The sequence below is a fragment of the Paenibacillus sp. J22P165 genome, assembly GCF_059692015.1.
Genome location: NZ_JCAUAP010000017.1, coordinates 116,051 through 131,726, shown reverse-complemented (window position 1 = coordinate 131,726; position 15,676 = coordinate 116,051). Strand labels below are relative to the sequence as shown.

16 protein-coding genes are annotated in these 15,676 nt (G+C 46.5%); 12 read left to right on the top strand and 4 right to left on the bottom strand.

The features are described 5' to 3' along the window. From AC58QM_RS31455 to AC58QM_RS31445, 3 genes are all read right to left on the bottom strand, one after another. Window positions 1-355: IS3 family transposase (locus AC58QM_RS31455; protein WP_497288692.1), on the bottom strand; the 355-nt coding region annotated here is incomplete at its 3' end. 56 nt (window positions 356-411) lie between these two features. Continuing rightward, complete coding sequence (locus AC58QM_RS31450) at window positions 412-708, bottom strand: transposase (RefSeq protein WP_310225880.1); 297 nt, start codon at window positions 706-708, stop codon at window positions 412-414. Window positions 709-1,142: 434 nt separating this feature from the next. After that, window positions 1,143-2,084, bottom strand: a complete 942-nt coding sequence (locus tag AC58QM_RS31445) for a DNA-3-methyladenine glycosylase family protein (RefSeq protein WP_497288691.1) — start codon at window positions 2,082-2,084, stop codon at window positions 1,143-1,145. Window positions 2,085-2,237: 153 nt separating this feature from the next. Between AC58QM_RS31445 and AC58QM_RS31440 the strand changes: the two genes are divergently transcribed. The 7 genes from AC58QM_RS31440 to AC58QM_RS31410 all read left to right on the top strand — a co-directional run bounded on the left by AC58QM_RS31440 (window position 2,238) and on the right by AC58QM_RS31410 (window position 8,630). After that, entirely contained in the window at window positions 2,238-2,780 is a 543-nt protein-coding gene (locus AC58QM_RS31440) for a bifunctional transcriptional activator/DNA repair enzyme AdaA (RefSeq protein WP_497288690.1), read from the top strand. Window positions 2,781-2,810: 30 nt separating this feature from the next. Next, complete coding sequence (locus tag AC58QM_RS31435; protein ID WP_497288689.1) at window positions 2,811-3,374, top strand: methylated-DNA--[protein]-cysteine S-methyltransferase; 564 nt, start codon at window positions 2,811-2,813, stop codon at window positions 3,372-3,374. 290 nt (window positions 3,375-3,664) lie between these two features. Further along, the gene (locus AC58QM_RS31430; protein WP_497288698.1) at window positions 3,665-5,263 is read left to right on the top strand and encodes a spore germination protein; all 1,599 of its coding nucleotides are present in this window, start codon (window positions 3,665-3,667) and stop codon (window positions 5,261-5,263) included. A 3-nt stretch (window positions 5,264-5,266) separates the two neighbouring features. Further along, entirely contained in the window at window positions 5,267-6,382 is a 1,116-nt protein-coding gene (locus AC58QM_RS31425) for a GerAB/ArcD/ProY family transporter (protein ID WP_497288688.1), read from the top strand. After that, window positions 6,363-7,583, top strand: coding sequence for a Ger(x)C family spore germination protein (locus tag AC58QM_RS31420; RefSeq protein WP_497288687.1), 1,221 nt, complete (start codon window positions 6,363-6,365; stop codon window positions 7,581-7,583). The genes AC58QM_RS31425 and AC58QM_RS31420 overlap by 20 nt, the downstream gene beginning before the upstream one ends. 15 nt (window positions 7,584-7,598) lie before the next feature. Continuing rightward, complete coding sequence (locus AC58QM_RS31415) at window positions 7,599-7,799, top strand: CLC_0170 family protein (protein ID WP_497288686.1); 201 nt, start codon at window positions 7,599-7,601, stop codon at window positions 7,797-7,799. 15 nt (window positions 7,800-7,814) lie between these two features. Further along, entirely contained in the window at window positions 7,815-8,630 is an 816-nt protein-coding gene (locus tag AC58QM_RS31410) for an SPL family radical SAM protein (protein WP_497288685.1), read from the top strand. A 17-nt stretch (window positions 8,631-8,647) separates the two neighbouring features. Here AC58QM_RS31410 and AC58QM_RS31405 read toward each other — a convergent pair whose 3' ends face one another. Continuing rightward, window positions 8,648-9,613 carry a helix-turn-helix domain-containing protein gene (locus AC58QM_RS31405; RefSeq protein WP_497288684.1) on the bottom strand — a complete coding sequence of 322 codons (966 nt, stop codon included), beginning with the start codon at window positions 9,611-9,613 and terminating at the stop codon, window positions 8,648-8,650. A 201-nt stretch (window positions 9,614-9,814) separates the two neighbouring features. Between AC58QM_RS31405 and AC58QM_RS31400 the strand changes: the two genes are divergently transcribed. The 5 genes from AC58QM_RS31400 (at window position 9,815) to AC58QM_RS31380 (ending at window position 15,668) form a co-directional block, all read left to right on the top strand. Continuing rightward, the gene (locus AC58QM_RS31400) at window positions 9,815-10,552 is read left to right on the top strand and encodes a ThuA domain-containing protein (protein WP_497288683.1); all 738 of its coding nucleotides are present in this window, start codon (window positions 9,815-9,817) and stop codon (window positions 10,550-10,552) included. A 212-nt stretch (window positions 10,553-10,764) separates the two neighbouring features. Next, window positions 10,765-11,853, top strand: coding sequence for an endospore germination permease (locus AC58QM_RS31395; protein ID WP_497288682.1), 1,089 nt, complete (start codon window positions 10,765-10,767; stop codon window positions 11,851-11,853). Continuing rightward, window positions 11,840-13,225, top strand: coding sequence for a spore germination protein (locus tag AC58QM_RS31390; protein WP_497288681.1), 1,386 nt, complete (start codon window positions 11,840-11,842; stop codon window positions 13,223-13,225). The genes AC58QM_RS31395 and AC58QM_RS31390 overlap by 14 nt, the downstream gene beginning before the upstream one ends. Next, window positions 13,222-14,331, top strand: coding sequence for a Ger(x)C family spore germination protein (locus tag AC58QM_RS31385; RefSeq protein WP_497288680.1), 1,110 nt, complete (start codon window positions 13,222-13,224; stop codon window positions 14,329-14,331). Before AC58QM_RS31390 ends, AC58QM_RS31385 begins: the two co-directional genes overlap by 4 nt. A gap of 413 nt (window positions 14,332-14,744) precedes the next feature. After that, window positions 14,745-15,668 (top strand): ABC transporter permease, encoded by a 924-nt coding sequence (locus AC58QM_RS31380; RefSeq protein WP_497288697.1) that lies wholly within the window; start codon window positions 14,745-14,747, stop codon window positions 15,666-15,668. The last annotated feature ends 8 nt before the right edge of the window (window positions 15,669-15,676 follow it).

The following is a 15,676-nucleotide window of genomic DNA, read 5'->3' as shown; positions in this document are numbered from 1 at the left end:
GAATGTAAGTAATGTCAGCTACCCATTTTTCATTTGGTTTTGTTGCTGCAAAATCTTGCTGAAGAAGATTGGGAGCAATAGGCTGATCGTGTTTTGAATCGGTTGTTTGAATTCTAAATTTCCGTGCCATACAGGAGCGCAGCCCTTGTTCACGCATAATGAGGCCGACCGTCCGTTCCGAGACACACAGGCCTTCCTTCAAAAGCTCCTTGTGTATTCGTGGGCTGCCATAGATTTCATGCTTGAATTGAAAGTAATATTTAATACGATCTGTTATTTTTTCTTTGCGTTTGCACTGCTCAGAGACCTCAGCTACTCGCCATTTGTAATATCCGCTCTTGGAGACCTTTAACACTTTGCACATCTTCTCCAATCGAAACTCGGAGCGGTGATCTTCAATAAACTTAAACCTCAGTTCTTTTCTTTGCTGAAGATGTGCATGGCCTTTTTTAGAATTGCGATCTCTTCTTTCAAATCCTCAATTTCCCGTTTCTGATCGTCAATAAGTTGAGACTGCTCACGAAGGTTTTCCATTTTGTTCACGGGTTCATGATCGAACTCACGATATTTCCCCAACCAGTTTCGTAGGGTACCAGGATTAATGTTCAACTCATCGGCGATATGCTCGAGAGATTTCGTTTGCTCTTGCACATACTTTACAGCTTCACGTTTAAAAGTTTCATTATATCGTTGTCTTGAATCGCTCATGGACAAACACCTCTTAGTTCATAGTTAAGATTATTATTACTTCTACACTAAGAGACGTCCACTTTTAATTCTAGGTGCAAAAATGCAGCTAAAATCAGCACTTTTGCTTAAAACGGTGAAATGCGGGGGAATTAACTACATGAAATCCAGTTATATCGCTTTGAAGCTGAGATTTGCTTGATTTAGCTACATAAAATCCAGTTATTTGCGATGATGGCGGGGGGAGGCGGCGTGATGGTGGCTGGGCGGTGTAACTAGTGGCGAAGGTGGCGGGTGGCTGGGTTGAGCTGTGCATCAGGCGGCCGTATCTAGTGAGGCCGTGGCGAGCACCTGTAGGCGCCTTTAGTCAGGCGGCCACACCTAGCGGCGCCGTAGCGGGCACCTGGCTGCGCCCCTAGCGCAGCCGCACCCAATGCCGCGTCAATCAGCCGCGGCTAGTACAACACACGCCACAAGTAAAACGTGGCGTAGGCTTCCCACCCCCGCCAGCGCTCCGCGAGCTGGCGGATCTCTTCAAGCGAGGGCTTGGCCTCCAGCCCAAGCACATGCTTGAGCGCGTTATGCAGGCCGACATCGGCCAACGGGAACGCGGCAGGGTTGCGCAGACAGCGCATCAGCACATAGTTGGCCGTCCAAGGGCCGATGCCGCGAATGCGCAGCAGATCTTTTTCCATGGCGAGGAAATCGCCCATCGCAAGCAGCCCAGCCTTGGACAACGTGCCCTCCGCCATGAGATTGGCAACGCCAATGAGGTACTCCGCTTTTTTACCCGTGAATTGCAAAGCAGTGAGATCCTCAGTCTTGAGCGCAGCGATCCGCTCTGGCGTCGGGAACGCCCAATACGTTCGACCCTCCCACTCTAGGGAGGTGCCGAAGGTTTCAACTAGACGCCGCTTGAGCGTATAAGCAAAAGTCAAATTAATCTGCTGACCGATAATTCCCCAACTCATCGCCTCAAATAAATCGGGAATCCCCATTAAACGGAGCCCTCGGAATTCTTCTGTCACTTGCCGCAGGATCGGATCCTCCATCTCATACAATGGCGTCAAATCCGTCCCCAAATCCCACCACTCCCACACATACCGAGCAATTTCTTCGCGGACCGCAGAGGTCATAGTACCACTATAGTGGACAATTCGGACGTGAAGCACCTTGTCATCCTCACTGTGGACAGCGATTAGCACGAGGTTATCCCCAATCGGCAGCAACTTATAGATGCTGGAGTTATCCACAACGAATAGGCACTCATTAGTAGAGCGGCTTAAATAGCCAATATTGGGCTCATATCGAAAAAGTTCAGGAAGAGCAAGCGTGAGCGTGCTCGTATGTTCGTACCATTTTAGCCTAGATGGGTCAAAAGCTTGCAGGTGTGGCATCGTTATTCTCCTTATCGGTAGGAAGTCGTTACATGCATTATCGCCGAGAGCGGCTTTTGTAATCTTGCTTTCTCATCTCGGAACCCTTACAACCATTGGCCTGTTTGGGTATACTGAGCTTATAAAAGGAACGCAAGGAGAGGGAAATTCGGTATGCAGGAACGGTTTTGGCAAGCCATCGTAGCAAATGATGCGGCGTATGATGGGACGTTTTATTATGCGGTGGCGACGACAGGTATTTTCTGCCGGCCATCCTGCAAATCAAGGCTTCCAAAGCGGGAGCATGTGCGTATTTTTCATGGTCAACAAGCGGCAATGGCAGCAAGTTTTCGTCCTTGTAAAAGGTGTCGGCCTGACGGCATCCGGCTTCCTGATGAAGCATGGGTCGCGGAAATGAAGGCGCATATCGAAGAGCACTTCGCCGAACCGCTGTCGTTAGCGACGCTTTCGGAGCATTTTTATGCAAGTACGTATCATCTGCAAAGGACGTTCAAACGTATAGCAGGTGTGACACCGCTTATGTTTATTCAACAGATCCGATTGGAAGCTGCTAAAAAGCTTTTAATCACCACAGACTTGGCTGTGCAGGTGATCGGGGCGCAGGTGGGGATAGCAAATGCGGCCCATTTTGCGACGTTGTTTCAGAAGAAAACAGGGCTTACGCCGACGGAGTTCCGGCAACAGCCCGTTCATTAACGATAACCGAGTTGGGAGGTAGGATGCAACATGGTGAGAGAAGTGACGGAAAGTGCGGTAAACCAAACGATACACTGGGGTCCGATAAGGTTGCAAGATCGTAATTTTGTCATGGCGGTAACCGATACTGGGTTGGGTTACTTGCAGTTTCAAAAAGGTGACGCGAGAGATGGCGTTGACGTTGAAGCGTGGCAAGAATTCACCCAATGGGCCAGAAAGATTGGACAACCGAGTGGATGGATTCAGCAAGAGGATAGGTTAAAGCCATATATGCAACAGTTGGACGAGTATTTGCGTGGGGAACGAACAAGTTTTGAACTGCCATTGGATTTGCGCGGGACGGCGTTTCAGCAGTCGGTGTGGAAAGCGTTGCATGAGATTGAACATGGTGAAACGGTAAGTTATTCACAGGTAGCCCAGACGTTAGACAAAACCAGTGCTGTGAGAGCGGTCGGCACCGCCATCGGTGCAAATCCTGTGCTTATCGTTGTACCTTGCCATCGGGTGGTAGGGAAGAACGGTGCCCTGACGGGTTACCGTGGTGGGCTTGAGAATAAAGAGAAGCTGTTGCTATTGGAGCGGCTAGGGAATTAGGCTATTGTATTTTTATATGTATCAAAATGTACTCAACTTTGCGGGAGTCGTTTATTGTCACGGGTTAATGACAGTAAACTGCTCCTATTCGCCGTTATTTACCTTAAATTCACGCTCTTTTTTGCTGTCATGCATAGAATCTCAAATATGGATAAAAATACGAGGAAGGAAATGAATGGGAATACGAAACTAGAATCATCATGAGTGTTTTTACGGGGGCGAATTGCGTGACCATTTGGAGTTGGAAGAAGCTACGGACCAAACACAAATCCCAAAGTCAACAGCCTCGGATGATACCATTGAAGAATTCACCTGCTCATCAGGTTATGGAAGCGAATAAAGAGGCAAGTGTTGGCACGCAACTCGAAGAGACGATTACATTCGTTCAGAAGTTACTCGGTGATAATGATGATTTCATCATACGCCGGTTTTGCATATTTGACGAGCTACCAGCTGTCACGATGTTTTTTCCTGATTTGATTGATAAACAGTATTTGAACGATCATATTTTAAGACCATTGATGTTAACAACCACACAAGATTATGCGAAAGCAGTAAACCGCCCTATGAAAGAGTTTCTTCTGAACGATACGCTTTATGCGTGTGAAGGCAGAACGGAAACGGGGCTGAATGAAATTATCCAAGCCATCGTAGAAGGGAAAACCGTCCTTTTAGTTGATGGCGTGACGGATGCGTTTATTTTCAGTACACGCCATGTGGACAAGCGATCGATTACGCAACCAGAGACTGAACAGGTGATCCGTGGCGCGAGGGAAGGTTTTATCGAAATATTGGGTACGAATTTGGCCCTGCTTCGCTACCGTCTCCCGACGCCGGATTTACGGATAAAAACGATGCGAATCGGGCGTATCACCAAATCCAAAGTGGCTATTTGCTTCATCGATGGCATTGTAAATCCTGCACTCGTTGAAGAGGTGTTCAGGCGTTTATCGTTAATTGATACGGATGGCATTTTGGATGCGGGGTATCTGGAACAATTTATTGAAGATAACCATGTATCCCCATTTCCGCAAATTCAAAATACGGAACGGCCAGATAAAGCGGTCGCCAATCTCTTGGAGGGGAGAGTGATCTTGCTTGTGGACGGATCACCGTTTGCCCTCATATTGCCTACCGTATTTAGTCAATTTTATCAAACGGTTGAAGACTACTCAGAAAGGTATCTCCTCGTCAGTTTCATAAGGCTGTCACGCTTGGTAGCCTTGATTTTTTCACTGATCTTCCCATCGTTATATGTAGCCTTGATTTCGTTCAATCCAGAGCTGATTCCAACAGAGTTTGCTGTAGCGGTAGCGGGGGGAAGGGCGGGAGTGCCGTTCCCTTCTGTCATCGAAGTATTGATCATGGAGATATCCATGGAAGTATTAAGGGAAGCCACACTTCGGCTGCCGCAGCAGGTTGGTGGAGCGCTCTCCATTGTAGGTGTGCTTGTGGTTGGGCAGGCAGCAGTTGCGGCAGGATTTATTTCTCCAATCACGGTTGTTATTATCGCTTTAACGACGATCGGCTCCTTTGCCACACCGGCTTACAATGCAGCCTTGGCCCTGAGATTGCTGCGCTTTCCACTTGTCATTTTATCAGGCATATTCGGTTTATATGGGGTAATGATCGGGTTGATTCTGATTGTCAACCATATGCTCTCGTTGAGATCGTTTGGGGTTCCTTACTTGAGCCCGCTAGTCCCAGGTAATTTTCAGGGGATGAAAGATATTCTAGCCCGAATGCCACTGTGGAGCATGCCCAAGAGGCCGGCACTTTTATATCCACCGAATGACACACGTGTTGGGAAAATAACGCAAGAAATGAGTGAAGAAGCGCCGAACAATACATTAAACGCTAAGAAGTCAGACATACAGGGAGGAACGTAACCGATGGAGCATCCTCGCCAGATCACAGTCATTCAAGCGGCGATCATACTGATTAGCACAATTATTGGGGTGGGTGTATTAGCCCTCTCATTATTTGCTGTCAGAGCTGCTGATTCCGGGGCGCCGCTTGTAACAATGCTAGGTTTTTTGCTTGGTTTATTCGGACTTTGGCTTTTAACCAAGCTCGGTATGCGTTTTCCTAAGCAATCTATTATTGAGTATAGTGAAGATTTGATAGGTAAATGGGCCGCGCGCGGATGCAGCGTTCTGATTATCGTTTTTTTTTGCTTGATTACGGGACTGGCCTCACGTGAATTTGGGGAGGTTGTTGTTACTTCCGTCTTAACCAAAACGCCGCTAGAGGTGACGGTGATCGTTATGTTACTGCTAGCGGCTGTCTCCTCCCGTGCAGATATAACGACCTTTACGTATTTCCACCAATTTTATTTCCCAATTATCGTATTTCCGGGGCTATTGATTGTCGTGCTTTCCCTAAAAAATGCTCAACTAATCAACCTTCTGCCCCTGTGGGGAAATGAACCGAGCGGTATGTCAGGGGGAATTCTTACGATGGCGGCCTTATTTCAAGGCTCCTTTATCATGACGATCGTCATCCCTGCGATGCGCAGGCCAGAGAAAGCCATGGTTGCCGGGTATGTTGGCATGGTCGTATCCGGGGCTTTATATATTCTTATTGTGATTGCTACAGTAGGCGTATTTGGAGCAGAGGAAATTAAAAAATTAGTATGGCCAACGCTGGAATTAGCCAAGACGACTTCACTGCCTGCTAACGTCCTAGAGCGTTTAGATGGTGCATTTCTTGCGGTATGGGTTACTGCGGTGTTTACGACACTGTTGTCTAGCTATTATTTAGCCATTTATTTTTTAAGCCAGCTGTTGCGCCTACGAGATCATAAAATGTTCGCCTTCTTTCTTGTTCCATTCATCTATGTTCTTGCCATGCTCTCGCAAAATCTGATGCAGATGTATGAGATCATTCAAATTGTTGGCCGAATGGGACTCGTATTCACAGTTGCGTATCCCTTTGTCTTATTGGTGGTGGCTATGATTCGTAAGAAAAAAAGCCGGGGTGATCAACTTGTGGCAAAATCTGATTAAACAGATTCTTGTTGTCGTGTTGGTTGCCCCTTTGCTTACGGGCTGCTGGGATCGCCTAGAAATCGAAGATCGAGCCGTCATCCTGGCTATTGGGATTGATAAGGCGAAGGCCGGTGATGAGAAAGAAAACAGCAATGCTACGCATATACTCAAACAGGATGCAGAGACCAATAAGGGACTCATTCGCATCACTGTCCAGATTGCTATTCCCGGCCGTATTCCGTTAGGCACAGGGGGAGGTGGAGCTGAAAGCACTTCAGGAGCGAAACCGGTCTGGGTGCTGAGCAGTGTTGGCTATACCCTTGAGGATGCTTTAATGAATCTTCAGCAGCAGCTCGCAGACCGGTTGTTTTTCGGCCATTTGCGGGTCATTGTGCTTTCAGAAGCCGTAGCCAAAAATGGCATTGAGAATGAGAATGACTTTTTTCGGCGCCAACCTCAAGTCAGAAGAACCGTTTGGATGGTCGTATCCAAAGGAAATGCAGCTGACATCATGAAGGCTACGCCGCAATTGGAGCGTGTTCCTACGTTATATTTACTTGCTACCTTGGAACATGCCAGAGAAATGGGCAAGCTGCCCAACATTTTCTTAGGCGTCTTTTTCAGTGCCAGTTCTGCCAAAGGGCAGGAAGGGGTTCTTCCCTATTTGGATTTAAAGAAGGAATCGAATATTGAAATTGCGGGTATGGCCTATTTTAAAAACGATAAAATGGTCGGTACTTCAACCGCTTTGCAAATCGGCCATTATATGGCGATGAAAGAAATTAATCCAGGTGGGTATAGTGTTCTTCAGGAAATCCCAGGTGAGAAAACGACGGCTATGTTCAAAACCACGCACCGGAAGTCGAGAATAAGGACAACCATCCGAAATGGGAACGTACATACGATCATAAAATGCCAAGTTGAAGGGGATTTAACGGAGAAATCCAATGAAAAGGCGCTCATCACAAGGGAAAGTTTGAAGATGTTAGAGGAGAAAATTCAAAAGGACGCTGAAATCGGATTTGAGAAGTTTATCCAAGAGACGCAGAAGGATGGGAGTGATATTTTCGGCTTCGGGGAATACGTACGTGCGACCCAACCAGCCTATTGGAACAAGGAAATTAAAACCAAAGAAGCCTGGGAAGATAAATATAAAGAGATGTCCGTGGAAGTCTCGATGCGTGTTAAGATTAGACGGATTGGGACGAAAACCGAGTAGGAAAGGATTCGGCCAATGATTACCTTTAACAATTACACCGTTTTGCTATTGTTGATCTCTGGGTTGCTCCTCTTAGTTTTTGATGTGAAAATGTATGCGAAGGCCAACATGCCAAAAGAAAAAAAAGGAGCTTTACTTGCAGGATGGGTCAATATTTCCTTAGGTCTCCTTTCGTTTTTCGGCTATATGGTGTATGAGAAATGGTTCTGGAAATAAAACGGAGGTGAAGCCATGACTCATGTGCAGAGGAAGCAATCGAAGTCCCTGCTGACCAAAGCGAGCGGCTTCCTGGAAGGGTACTCACATACGTTGAATCCGTATACGGGCTGCGCCTTCGCCTGCTCCTATTGCTACGTCAGGCAGATGCCTGTAGCGTTGTTCCGCAGCGAAGCTTGGGGCAGCTGGGTCGACGTAAAAGAGAACGCGCCCGCGCTCCTCGCCAAAGAGCTGGCGAAGGCCAAGAGCAAAGGGCCCGTCACGATCTTCTTCTCCTCGGCGACGGACCCGTATCAGCCGATCGAATACAAGGAGCGGCTCACCCGCGCGCTCCTCGAAGTGATGTCCGCGGCGCAGCCGGACTTCTTGTTCGTGCAAACCCGCAGCCCACTCGTGACGCGAGATGCGGACCTGTTGCAGCTGCTCGGCGACCGCGTCCGAGTCAGCATGACGGTGGAGACGGACCGCGAGGATATCCGCCGCGCGTTCACCCCGTCCGCGCCACCGATCGCGGCGCGGCTGGAAGCACTCCGCGAGATTGCCGCGCGCGGGATTCCGGTGCAGGCCACGATAGCGCCAGCGCTGCCTAGCTCGGACGGCTTTGCCGAGCGGCTGGCGGGCATCGTGGATCGGGTGTGCATCGACGACTATTTCATGGGCGATGGTAGTGGGGGTGGGCGCACGGGGCGCATCGGCGTGCGTGCCATTTATGACGCGCTGGAGCTGACCGACTGGTACAGTCGGGATGCGTATAAGCGCGTGCACGAAAGGCTCCTGCGGCATTTTCCGCAGGAGCGTGTTTTCATCAGTCAGGCGGGATTTCTCCCCTGAGACTGAGACGCATCTATTCACTCGACTTCTTGCGCGATGAGCGGCTCATCCTGCAGCTCCGTCTGGTCACGCAATCGCTGTTTAAATTCCTTAGGTGAGCATTGATTATAACGCTTGAACAGTTTGTAGAACTGAGCCATGTTCTGAATGCCGGCTTCATAGCTAATTTCCATAATGCTGAGATCCCCTGTGAGTAGGAGGCGCTCGGCTTTTTTGATCCGTTTATAATTCACATAATCAATAAAGGATAGTCCCATCACTTTTTTAAAATACTTAATAAAGTAATGATAGCTCAGATTCAAAATACGGCACACATCTTCAACCGTAATTCGTTCGGTCAAATGCTCGTCGATATAATCCAGAGCTGGCCGCAGGCGTGAGATGCCAGAGTCTTCGGTTAGCCCAGCCAGATCACGTTTATCATTACGAAGCAGTAGCAGTAGGAGGTGCTTAATAGCAGCAACAATGGCTAGTTCGTAGCCGATTTGGCGAGATTGTGATTCCTCATAAATTTGCCGGATGAGCTGGTAAGCGCTCGTTCGTACCGCAGCATTTGAACGAAAAAGAGTATTAAACGGTTCAAGCGAGTGCGTCAGCTCTGAAAATAAATGCAAGTAAGCGAGCGAGCTCAGGTCAAAATGCTGCGTAAGATCAATTTGAAAAACGATCTGATGCAAGGGCTCTTCGGAGTATTTATGCGTGCGATGAGGCTGCGAGGAGCCGAGCAGCATAACATCTCCTGCCTCGAGTATTGTATAGGCATCCTTGGTTTGGATGGCGAGCTGCCCTTGGGTTACCACTAGGAATTCGACTTGCTTATGCCAATGCCAAGACCAAGGGTCAGGACAGCCGAAATGAGAGATGTCATGTTTAATTTCCCATATTTTTAAGAAAAGAAGCGGGTTCTGGTACACAACCTTTTCGTTTCTGATTTCTTCTGTTAGGTTCAGGTTCGTTGGGCTAAGAGTAGGGTTCATAGGCATGGAATACCTCACTAAGGCTGGACATTTTTGAATAAACGAATTGTAAATGATACTAAGATTTAGTCCCACTAAGTATAACATTGCAGGATAGCAGATGACACTATTGAATAAGAAATAAGCACAATTCTGCCTTTCCTCATTGCTTGGGAAAACCTATACTCAGAAGTAAGAATGAATACGCTAGCATGGAGGCATAAAATAATGAGTAAACCATTAAATGTAACCGTTTGGAACGAATTCCGTCATGAAAAAGAAAATGAAAAAGTCCGCGCTGCTTACCCAGATGGCATCCACACAGCCATTGGTGAGGGACTAAGCGGTTCCGTCCAAGTCACCTATGCAACGTTAGATGATCCTGAACATGGTTTGTCGGAAGAAGTTTTAAATAATACGGACGTCCTGATCTGGTGGGGGCACAAAGCACACGGTGAAGTTCAAGACGAAATCGTAGCACGTGTTCAAAAGCGAGTATGGGCAGGCATGGGTCTTATCGTTCTGCACTCTGGCCACTTCTCCAAAGTGTTCAAAACGCTAATGGGCACTTCCTGTGATTTAAAATGGCGCGAAGCGGATGAGAAGGAACGCCTTTGGGTCGTTGCTCCAGGCCATCCCATCGTTGAAGGTATTGGCGAGTACATTGATCTTGAAGCAGAGGAAATGTATGGTGAGCATTTTGATATCCCGCAACCGGATGAGCTTATCATGGTTTCTTGGTTCGAAGGCGGCGAAGTTTTCCGCAGCGGATGCACGTTCCACCGTGGAAACGGGAAGATTTTCTACTTCCGTCCAGGTCATGAAACGTACCGTACGTACTATAATGAGCAAATCCGCCGCGTGATCTCCAATGCGGTTCAGTGGGCAGCGCCAACTACGCGTGAGTATCCGAAATACGGTAACCACAAGCCTTTGGAAGAAATTAAAGCAAAAGTTAAAGCTTAATATAAGAAGACCAGGATGCCTCCAAACATGGGGGCATTCTTTTTTCAGTCAATAAGGAAATATATATTGGGATATGGATGTCCGGTAAACTCAAGCTAAATAAAATTTATGATCGAACTAGGCTTCCCGCAATGGAAGCCTAGCTTCATGTATAAAATATGTGAAATTGGAAAATTTAACTACATTAACTTCGTAAGGAGGTTCTGATTGGTTTGAACGCAAAAATCACTCCCTTCCAGTTATCTATGCTGATAATTACCTATATCGGAATCTCCAATCATGTCCTCCTGATTCCTATCTTGCTAGATACCGCACTTCGCGACGCATGGATCTCTGTCTTGTTCGCCATTGTCCCTTCTCTACTTCTTGCCCTGCTGTATGTATATATGTACAAACACATTCCTTCTTCGCTCTCCACCTGGGTAAAAGAAAAAACAAATTTGCTGGTATGGCTTATTTTCACGCTTCTGTTCACCTTATACTTCCTAATTCAGGCGGGTATCAGTATACGGGATACGGTTTTTTGGTCAAATTCGTCATACTTGACCTATACGCCCCCATGGATAGTCAGCATAAGTCTCATCAGCATCTGTTACTACACGGCAAGAAAGGGCCTAGTCGCAATTGCCATCACCAATGGGATTCTGTTGCCCTGGATCATTGTATTCGGATTTTTCATCATGATTGTCAACTTTCAATTTAAAGATTACAACTTTCTGTTTCCCATCTTCAAAAATTCAGTGCAATCGATTACGCATGGCGCTTGGTACACAACATCTGGCATTACGGAGATCTTCCTTGTGTTCTTCCTAAAGGATGATGTTAAGGGCAAACTGTCTAACAAAAATATGCTGTTGGTTGTTCTTATCTTGATTGAGTTGACATTTGGACCATTGTCTGGCGTAATCGCCATGTTCGGTCCTTTTGAAGCCGCGATGCTGCGATTTCCCGCCTACGAGCAGTGGCGCATGGCGTCCATCGGAAGCATGATCAGTCAAACCGACTTTTTGTCCATTTATCAATGGTTGGCTGGTTCGTTTATACGCATCTCGCTGGCGATCTATATCATACATACGCTATGGGTGGAAAAATGGCAGCATCCCGAAATTTTACTCATTTTGATTTCACTGTTCCTCTTTGTAATCAACCAATTCAAGCTATCGGATATCAAATTTCACGAATATATAAAATTCTACTATACGAGTTCCAGTCTTTTTTGCGGAGCCACTAGCGCTGTGCTCTTGATTTGCATATGGGTAGGTAAGAACAGGAAGTCGGTGAAGCAAGATGGATCCAATTAGCGATAGTGACATTCGGAAATTATTTGAGGACTGCTGTGATGTTATCTTCGAGCAAATCGACAACTTTCTGTTCATTTCCTGCCAAGGTATGTCCAATCGGGAGCAAATTAATGAGTTAAGCTCATGCAGCGTAGACGTTTGGCGGCAGCATCCCGTAAAGCTAACCCCTGCATGGAAGAACGAGCTCGCTTCCTATGTGTTCAAGGGAAACTTGCTCCTCTTCGATCTGGGAGCGGCCTGCTGTTACATACAATACGTCGCAGACCCACCCCAAAGAGTCCCAGAAGAGTCTGTCACGGAAACGTCCTCAAAGGGCGCGCGTGACGGTTTTACCGAAAGCATCAAGACCAATGTAGCGCTGATCCGTAAGCGACTGATATCCCCGACACTCAAAGTGGAATCATTTATTATTGGTGTTCGGAGTCAAACTGAGGTATGTCTGCTTTACATCCAAGATATTGCGAATAAGGAGGCCGTCGATGAGGCTCGAGCAAGATTGCGGAAAATAGAACTAGATGCACTCATTACGAGCTCTCAGTTGGAAGAAGCCATATCGGATAAGACCATGTCGTTGGTACCGCTTATCGACAATACGGGACGGCCTGATTTTGCCGCTGAGTACTTGATCGGCGGTCGTTTCGTCGTATTGCTTAACGGCTCGCCACTCGCTATTATCGCCCCCATTACACTTACATCGCTTATGAAATCACCAGAAGACGGTTATTTTCGTGCGGTGATCACATCTTTTCAACGGCTGATCCGAATGTTCGGCTGGTATTTGGCGCTGTTCTTGCCCGGGTTCTACATTGCGCTGATTGGATTCAATTTCGAACAGGTTCCATTGCCTCTATTAGCTACAATCGCAACTAATCGTATCGGACTTCCAACCTCACTTCCATTCGAAGCCATTCTCGTGCTCATCCTTTTTGAGTTGTTTAAAGAAGCAGGACTACGGCTTCCGAAGTCGGTAGGACCAACGGTAACTGTCGTCGGAGGTATCATCATAGGCGATGCGGCCATACGAGCCGGCATTACGTCCCCTACAGTAACTGTCGTGGCTGCGACCACGGTAATATCCGGGTATACACTGGTAAACCCGACGCTGAGCGCAATTGTATCCATCGCACGCATCGTCATTATGATCATCGCTTCGATTCTCGGAATGTTCGGGTTCTTCATGTCTATCTTCATCATCGTTGCCTATTTATCTGATCTCAAATCGTTCGGGATTCCGTATCTCTCACCGATTTCACCACCATCATGGTCAGATCTCACAGGAGCACTGCTTAAGAAACCAGCCAATAAAATGAAAAAGCGTGCACAGTATCTCAACTTGCAGGACGACACGAGAACGAAGGATGGAGAATCATGAAGAGGGTCTGGAAATCAGCTTTGTTCGGCTGTATCCTGTTATCCCTTTGTGGATGTTGGGACGGTAAGAACATTCAATACTTCAATTTTGTTAGTATGATCGGCATCGATTACATGGACGGAAAATATAAAGTCTACGCACAAATCAATGATCTGGCATCCATAGCGAAACAAGAAGGAGCTGGAAACAATCAAAATCCAATCGTTGTTGGAATAGGTGAAGGCGAAAGTATTGGGATGGCGATGTTCGACCTGCTAAAGGAAAGCCAGATGCGAATGGACTGGACGCAGACCAAAGCGTTTATCATCAGCGATCGACTGCTCGCCAGGGGGATCTTCGATATTCATGACGACTTAATGCGAACACGCGATCAACGCTATACGCCATGGGTATTTGCAACGGATGAAGACCTCAGAAAGATTTTAAGTACTAAACCGATTACAGGAAGCTCAGCGATCAACACTGTTTACTATCAGCCCAATCTCTTATATAGGCAGATGCAATCGGCCTTTAAGCCAGTGAACTATCAGAAGTTCATTCGATCATCAAGGGAACCGTACGAGACCATGTTGCTGGATCATTTAAAACTTAGCGAGAGCTGGGATAAAGGTGGCAAGCCATTTACCCTGCCTATCGTGAATGGTCTTGTTGCTTTGAAGAACGGTAAGAGCAAAGCTAGATTCAGCCGTAAAGAATCGAGCGGAGTGAAATGGTTATATGAGAGTACGTTACGCGGCATTCTCCCCCTCAAGGATGAGCAGGGTACATACGTTGGAACCGCCGCGCTAAAGAACAATAAGGTTAAGAAGATAGCCACAAATAAAGACAGTAAACGAGTCGTCGAACTTGACTTAAGCATGGACGCCTCTATTCGAGAACAGAAGAAACCACTCGGGATGGATGATATTACAAAGTTAATTACGAAGAGTGTCGAGAATGAAATTATGCAAACATATGAAATCGGGAAGAAACGCGACGTTGATATTTACTCCTTGAACGAAATCTGGTATCGCAAAGGACTAGCTGTCAATGAAGATATTCCGGAGCTTAAACTGCATATCAAAGTCAATCTCATGGCTACGAACATGTTCGATTTGCGGAAATAGCCATCGGAGGTCATCTAGTGAACATAGGGAGATTGTAAGTAAGATTAAGTGATGAAAGGAAGAGTTCAATGAGATAGAAGTACATTATTTAATATAAGCCTTACGAGGAATCGTAGGGCTATTTGTATTGAATAGGCTTGGCTTAAAAAGAGGCTGTCTTCCCCCCATAACCATTACTAAATTGGTGTAACCATACAAAAAACAACCAGTGACAGCAAGTGCAACTAATGACTATTTGAGGTTTGTGGCCACAAAAACGGCATTGAAAAGCTAATCTGAACAACCAAGGACTATCGACGGTAATTTAATACCCCTATTAAGATGGAAATATAGTTTGAAAGAGATTAGTGAATGTATTTAGGGAATGAAAGGAAGTAAGTATGATGCAAAAAAGTATGAATACGCAAATCGTTATGTCTTCTGCAACTAGGTCATCGACGATGATGGGGAGACTGATACGAAACCGCTGGCTCTATCTCATGGTGCTCCCTGGTCTTTTGTACTTTCTCATTTTTAAGTACTGGCCGATGTATGGAATCTTTATCGCATTTAAAGACTATCAGCCATTTTTGGGCTTCTGGGATAGTCCGTTTGTAGGTCTAAAACACTTCGAACGACTATTTAGCGATTCGAACTTTCTCGTTCTCTTTCGCAATACCTTAATTTTAGCCACATACAATATCTTGTTTTTCTTTCCGTTGCCGATCGTAATTGCACTCATGCTAAACGAGCTAAGACGGGAATTTATGAAGAAGATCGTTCAAACGTTGATATACATTCCTCACTTTATGTCCTGGGTGGTAGTCGTTGGGATCGCCTATATCTTCTTAACGACAGAAGGCGGCATAGTGAACGAGATGTTGGTGCGTTACGGAGGAGAAAAGATCAATTTCCTAGTAAGTACCGAGTGGTTCCGAACGGTCATTACCGCTGAAGTCATTTGGAAAGAAACGGGCTGGGGTACGATCATTTTTCTTGCTGCACTCGCCGGTGTCGACACGCAACTCTACGAAGCTGCACGTATGGATGGAGCGAACCGTCTTCGCCAACTGTGGCATATTACGCTGCCAGCTATTCGCAGTACTATCGTCATTATGTTGATACTTCGATTAGGACATTTCCTCGATACGGGGTTCGAGCAAATATTCCTGATGCTTAATGCGATGAACCGTGAGGTAGGAGAAGTGTTTGACACATACGTCTACTCTGTCGGGATTAGCCAGGGACAGTACAGCTTCAGTACAGCAATCGGTTTGTTCAAATCGATTATAGGTTTGATTCTTGTCGTCGGATCTAATTATTTAGCTAAAAAGTTCGGAGAAGATGGTATCTACTAGAAAAGGAG

Coding starts and splice junctions, on each gene's coding strand:
- AC58QM_RS31450 (WP_310225880.1), bottom strand. CDS start 708: ATGAGCGATTCAAGACAACGATATAATGAAACTTTTAAACGTGAAGCT.
- AC58QM_RS31445 (WP_497288691.1), bottom strand. CDS start 2,084: ATGCCACACCTGCAAGCTTTTGACCCATCTAGGCTAAAATGGTACGAA.
- AC58QM_RS31440 (WP_497288690.1), top strand. CDS start 2,238: ATGCAGGAACGGTTTTGGCAAGCCATCGTAGCAAATGATGCGGCGTAT.
- AC58QM_RS31435 (WP_497288689.1), top strand. CDS start 2,811: ATGGTGAGAGAAGTGACGGAAAGTGCGGTAAACCAAACGATACACTGG.
- AC58QM_RS31430 (WP_497288698.1), top strand. CDS start 3,665: ATGATACCATTGAAGAATTCACCTGCTCATCAGGTTATGGAAGCGAAT.
- AC58QM_RS31425 (WP_497288688.1), top strand. CDS start 5,267: ATGGAGCATCCTCGCCAGATCACAGTCATTCAAGCGGCGATCATACTG.
- AC58QM_RS31415 (WP_497288686.1), top strand. CDS start 7,599: ATGATTACCTTTAACAATTACACCGTTTTGCTATTGTTGATCTCTGGG.
- AC58QM_RS31410 (WP_497288685.1), top strand. CDS start 7,815: ATGACTCATGTGCAGAGGAAGCAATCGAAGTCCCTGCTGACCAAAGCG.
- AC58QM_RS31405 (WP_497288684.1), bottom strand. CDS start 9,613: ATGCCTATGAACCCTACTCTTAGCCCAACGAACCTGAACCTAACAGAA.
- AC58QM_RS31400 (WP_497288683.1), top strand. CDS start 9,815: ATGAGTAAACCATTAAATGTAACCGTTTGGAACGAATTCCGTCATGAA.
- AC58QM_RS31390 (WP_497288681.1), top strand. CDS start 11,840: ATGGATCCAATTAGCGATAGTGACATTCGGAAATTATTTGAGGACTGC.
- AC58QM_RS31385 (WP_497288680.1), top strand. CDS start 13,222: ATGAAGAGGGTCTGGAAATCAGCTTTGTTCGGCTGTATCCTGTTATCC.
- AC58QM_RS31380 (WP_497288697.1), top strand. CDS start 14,745: ATGTCTTCTGCAACTAGGTCATCGACGATGATGGGGAGACTGATACGA.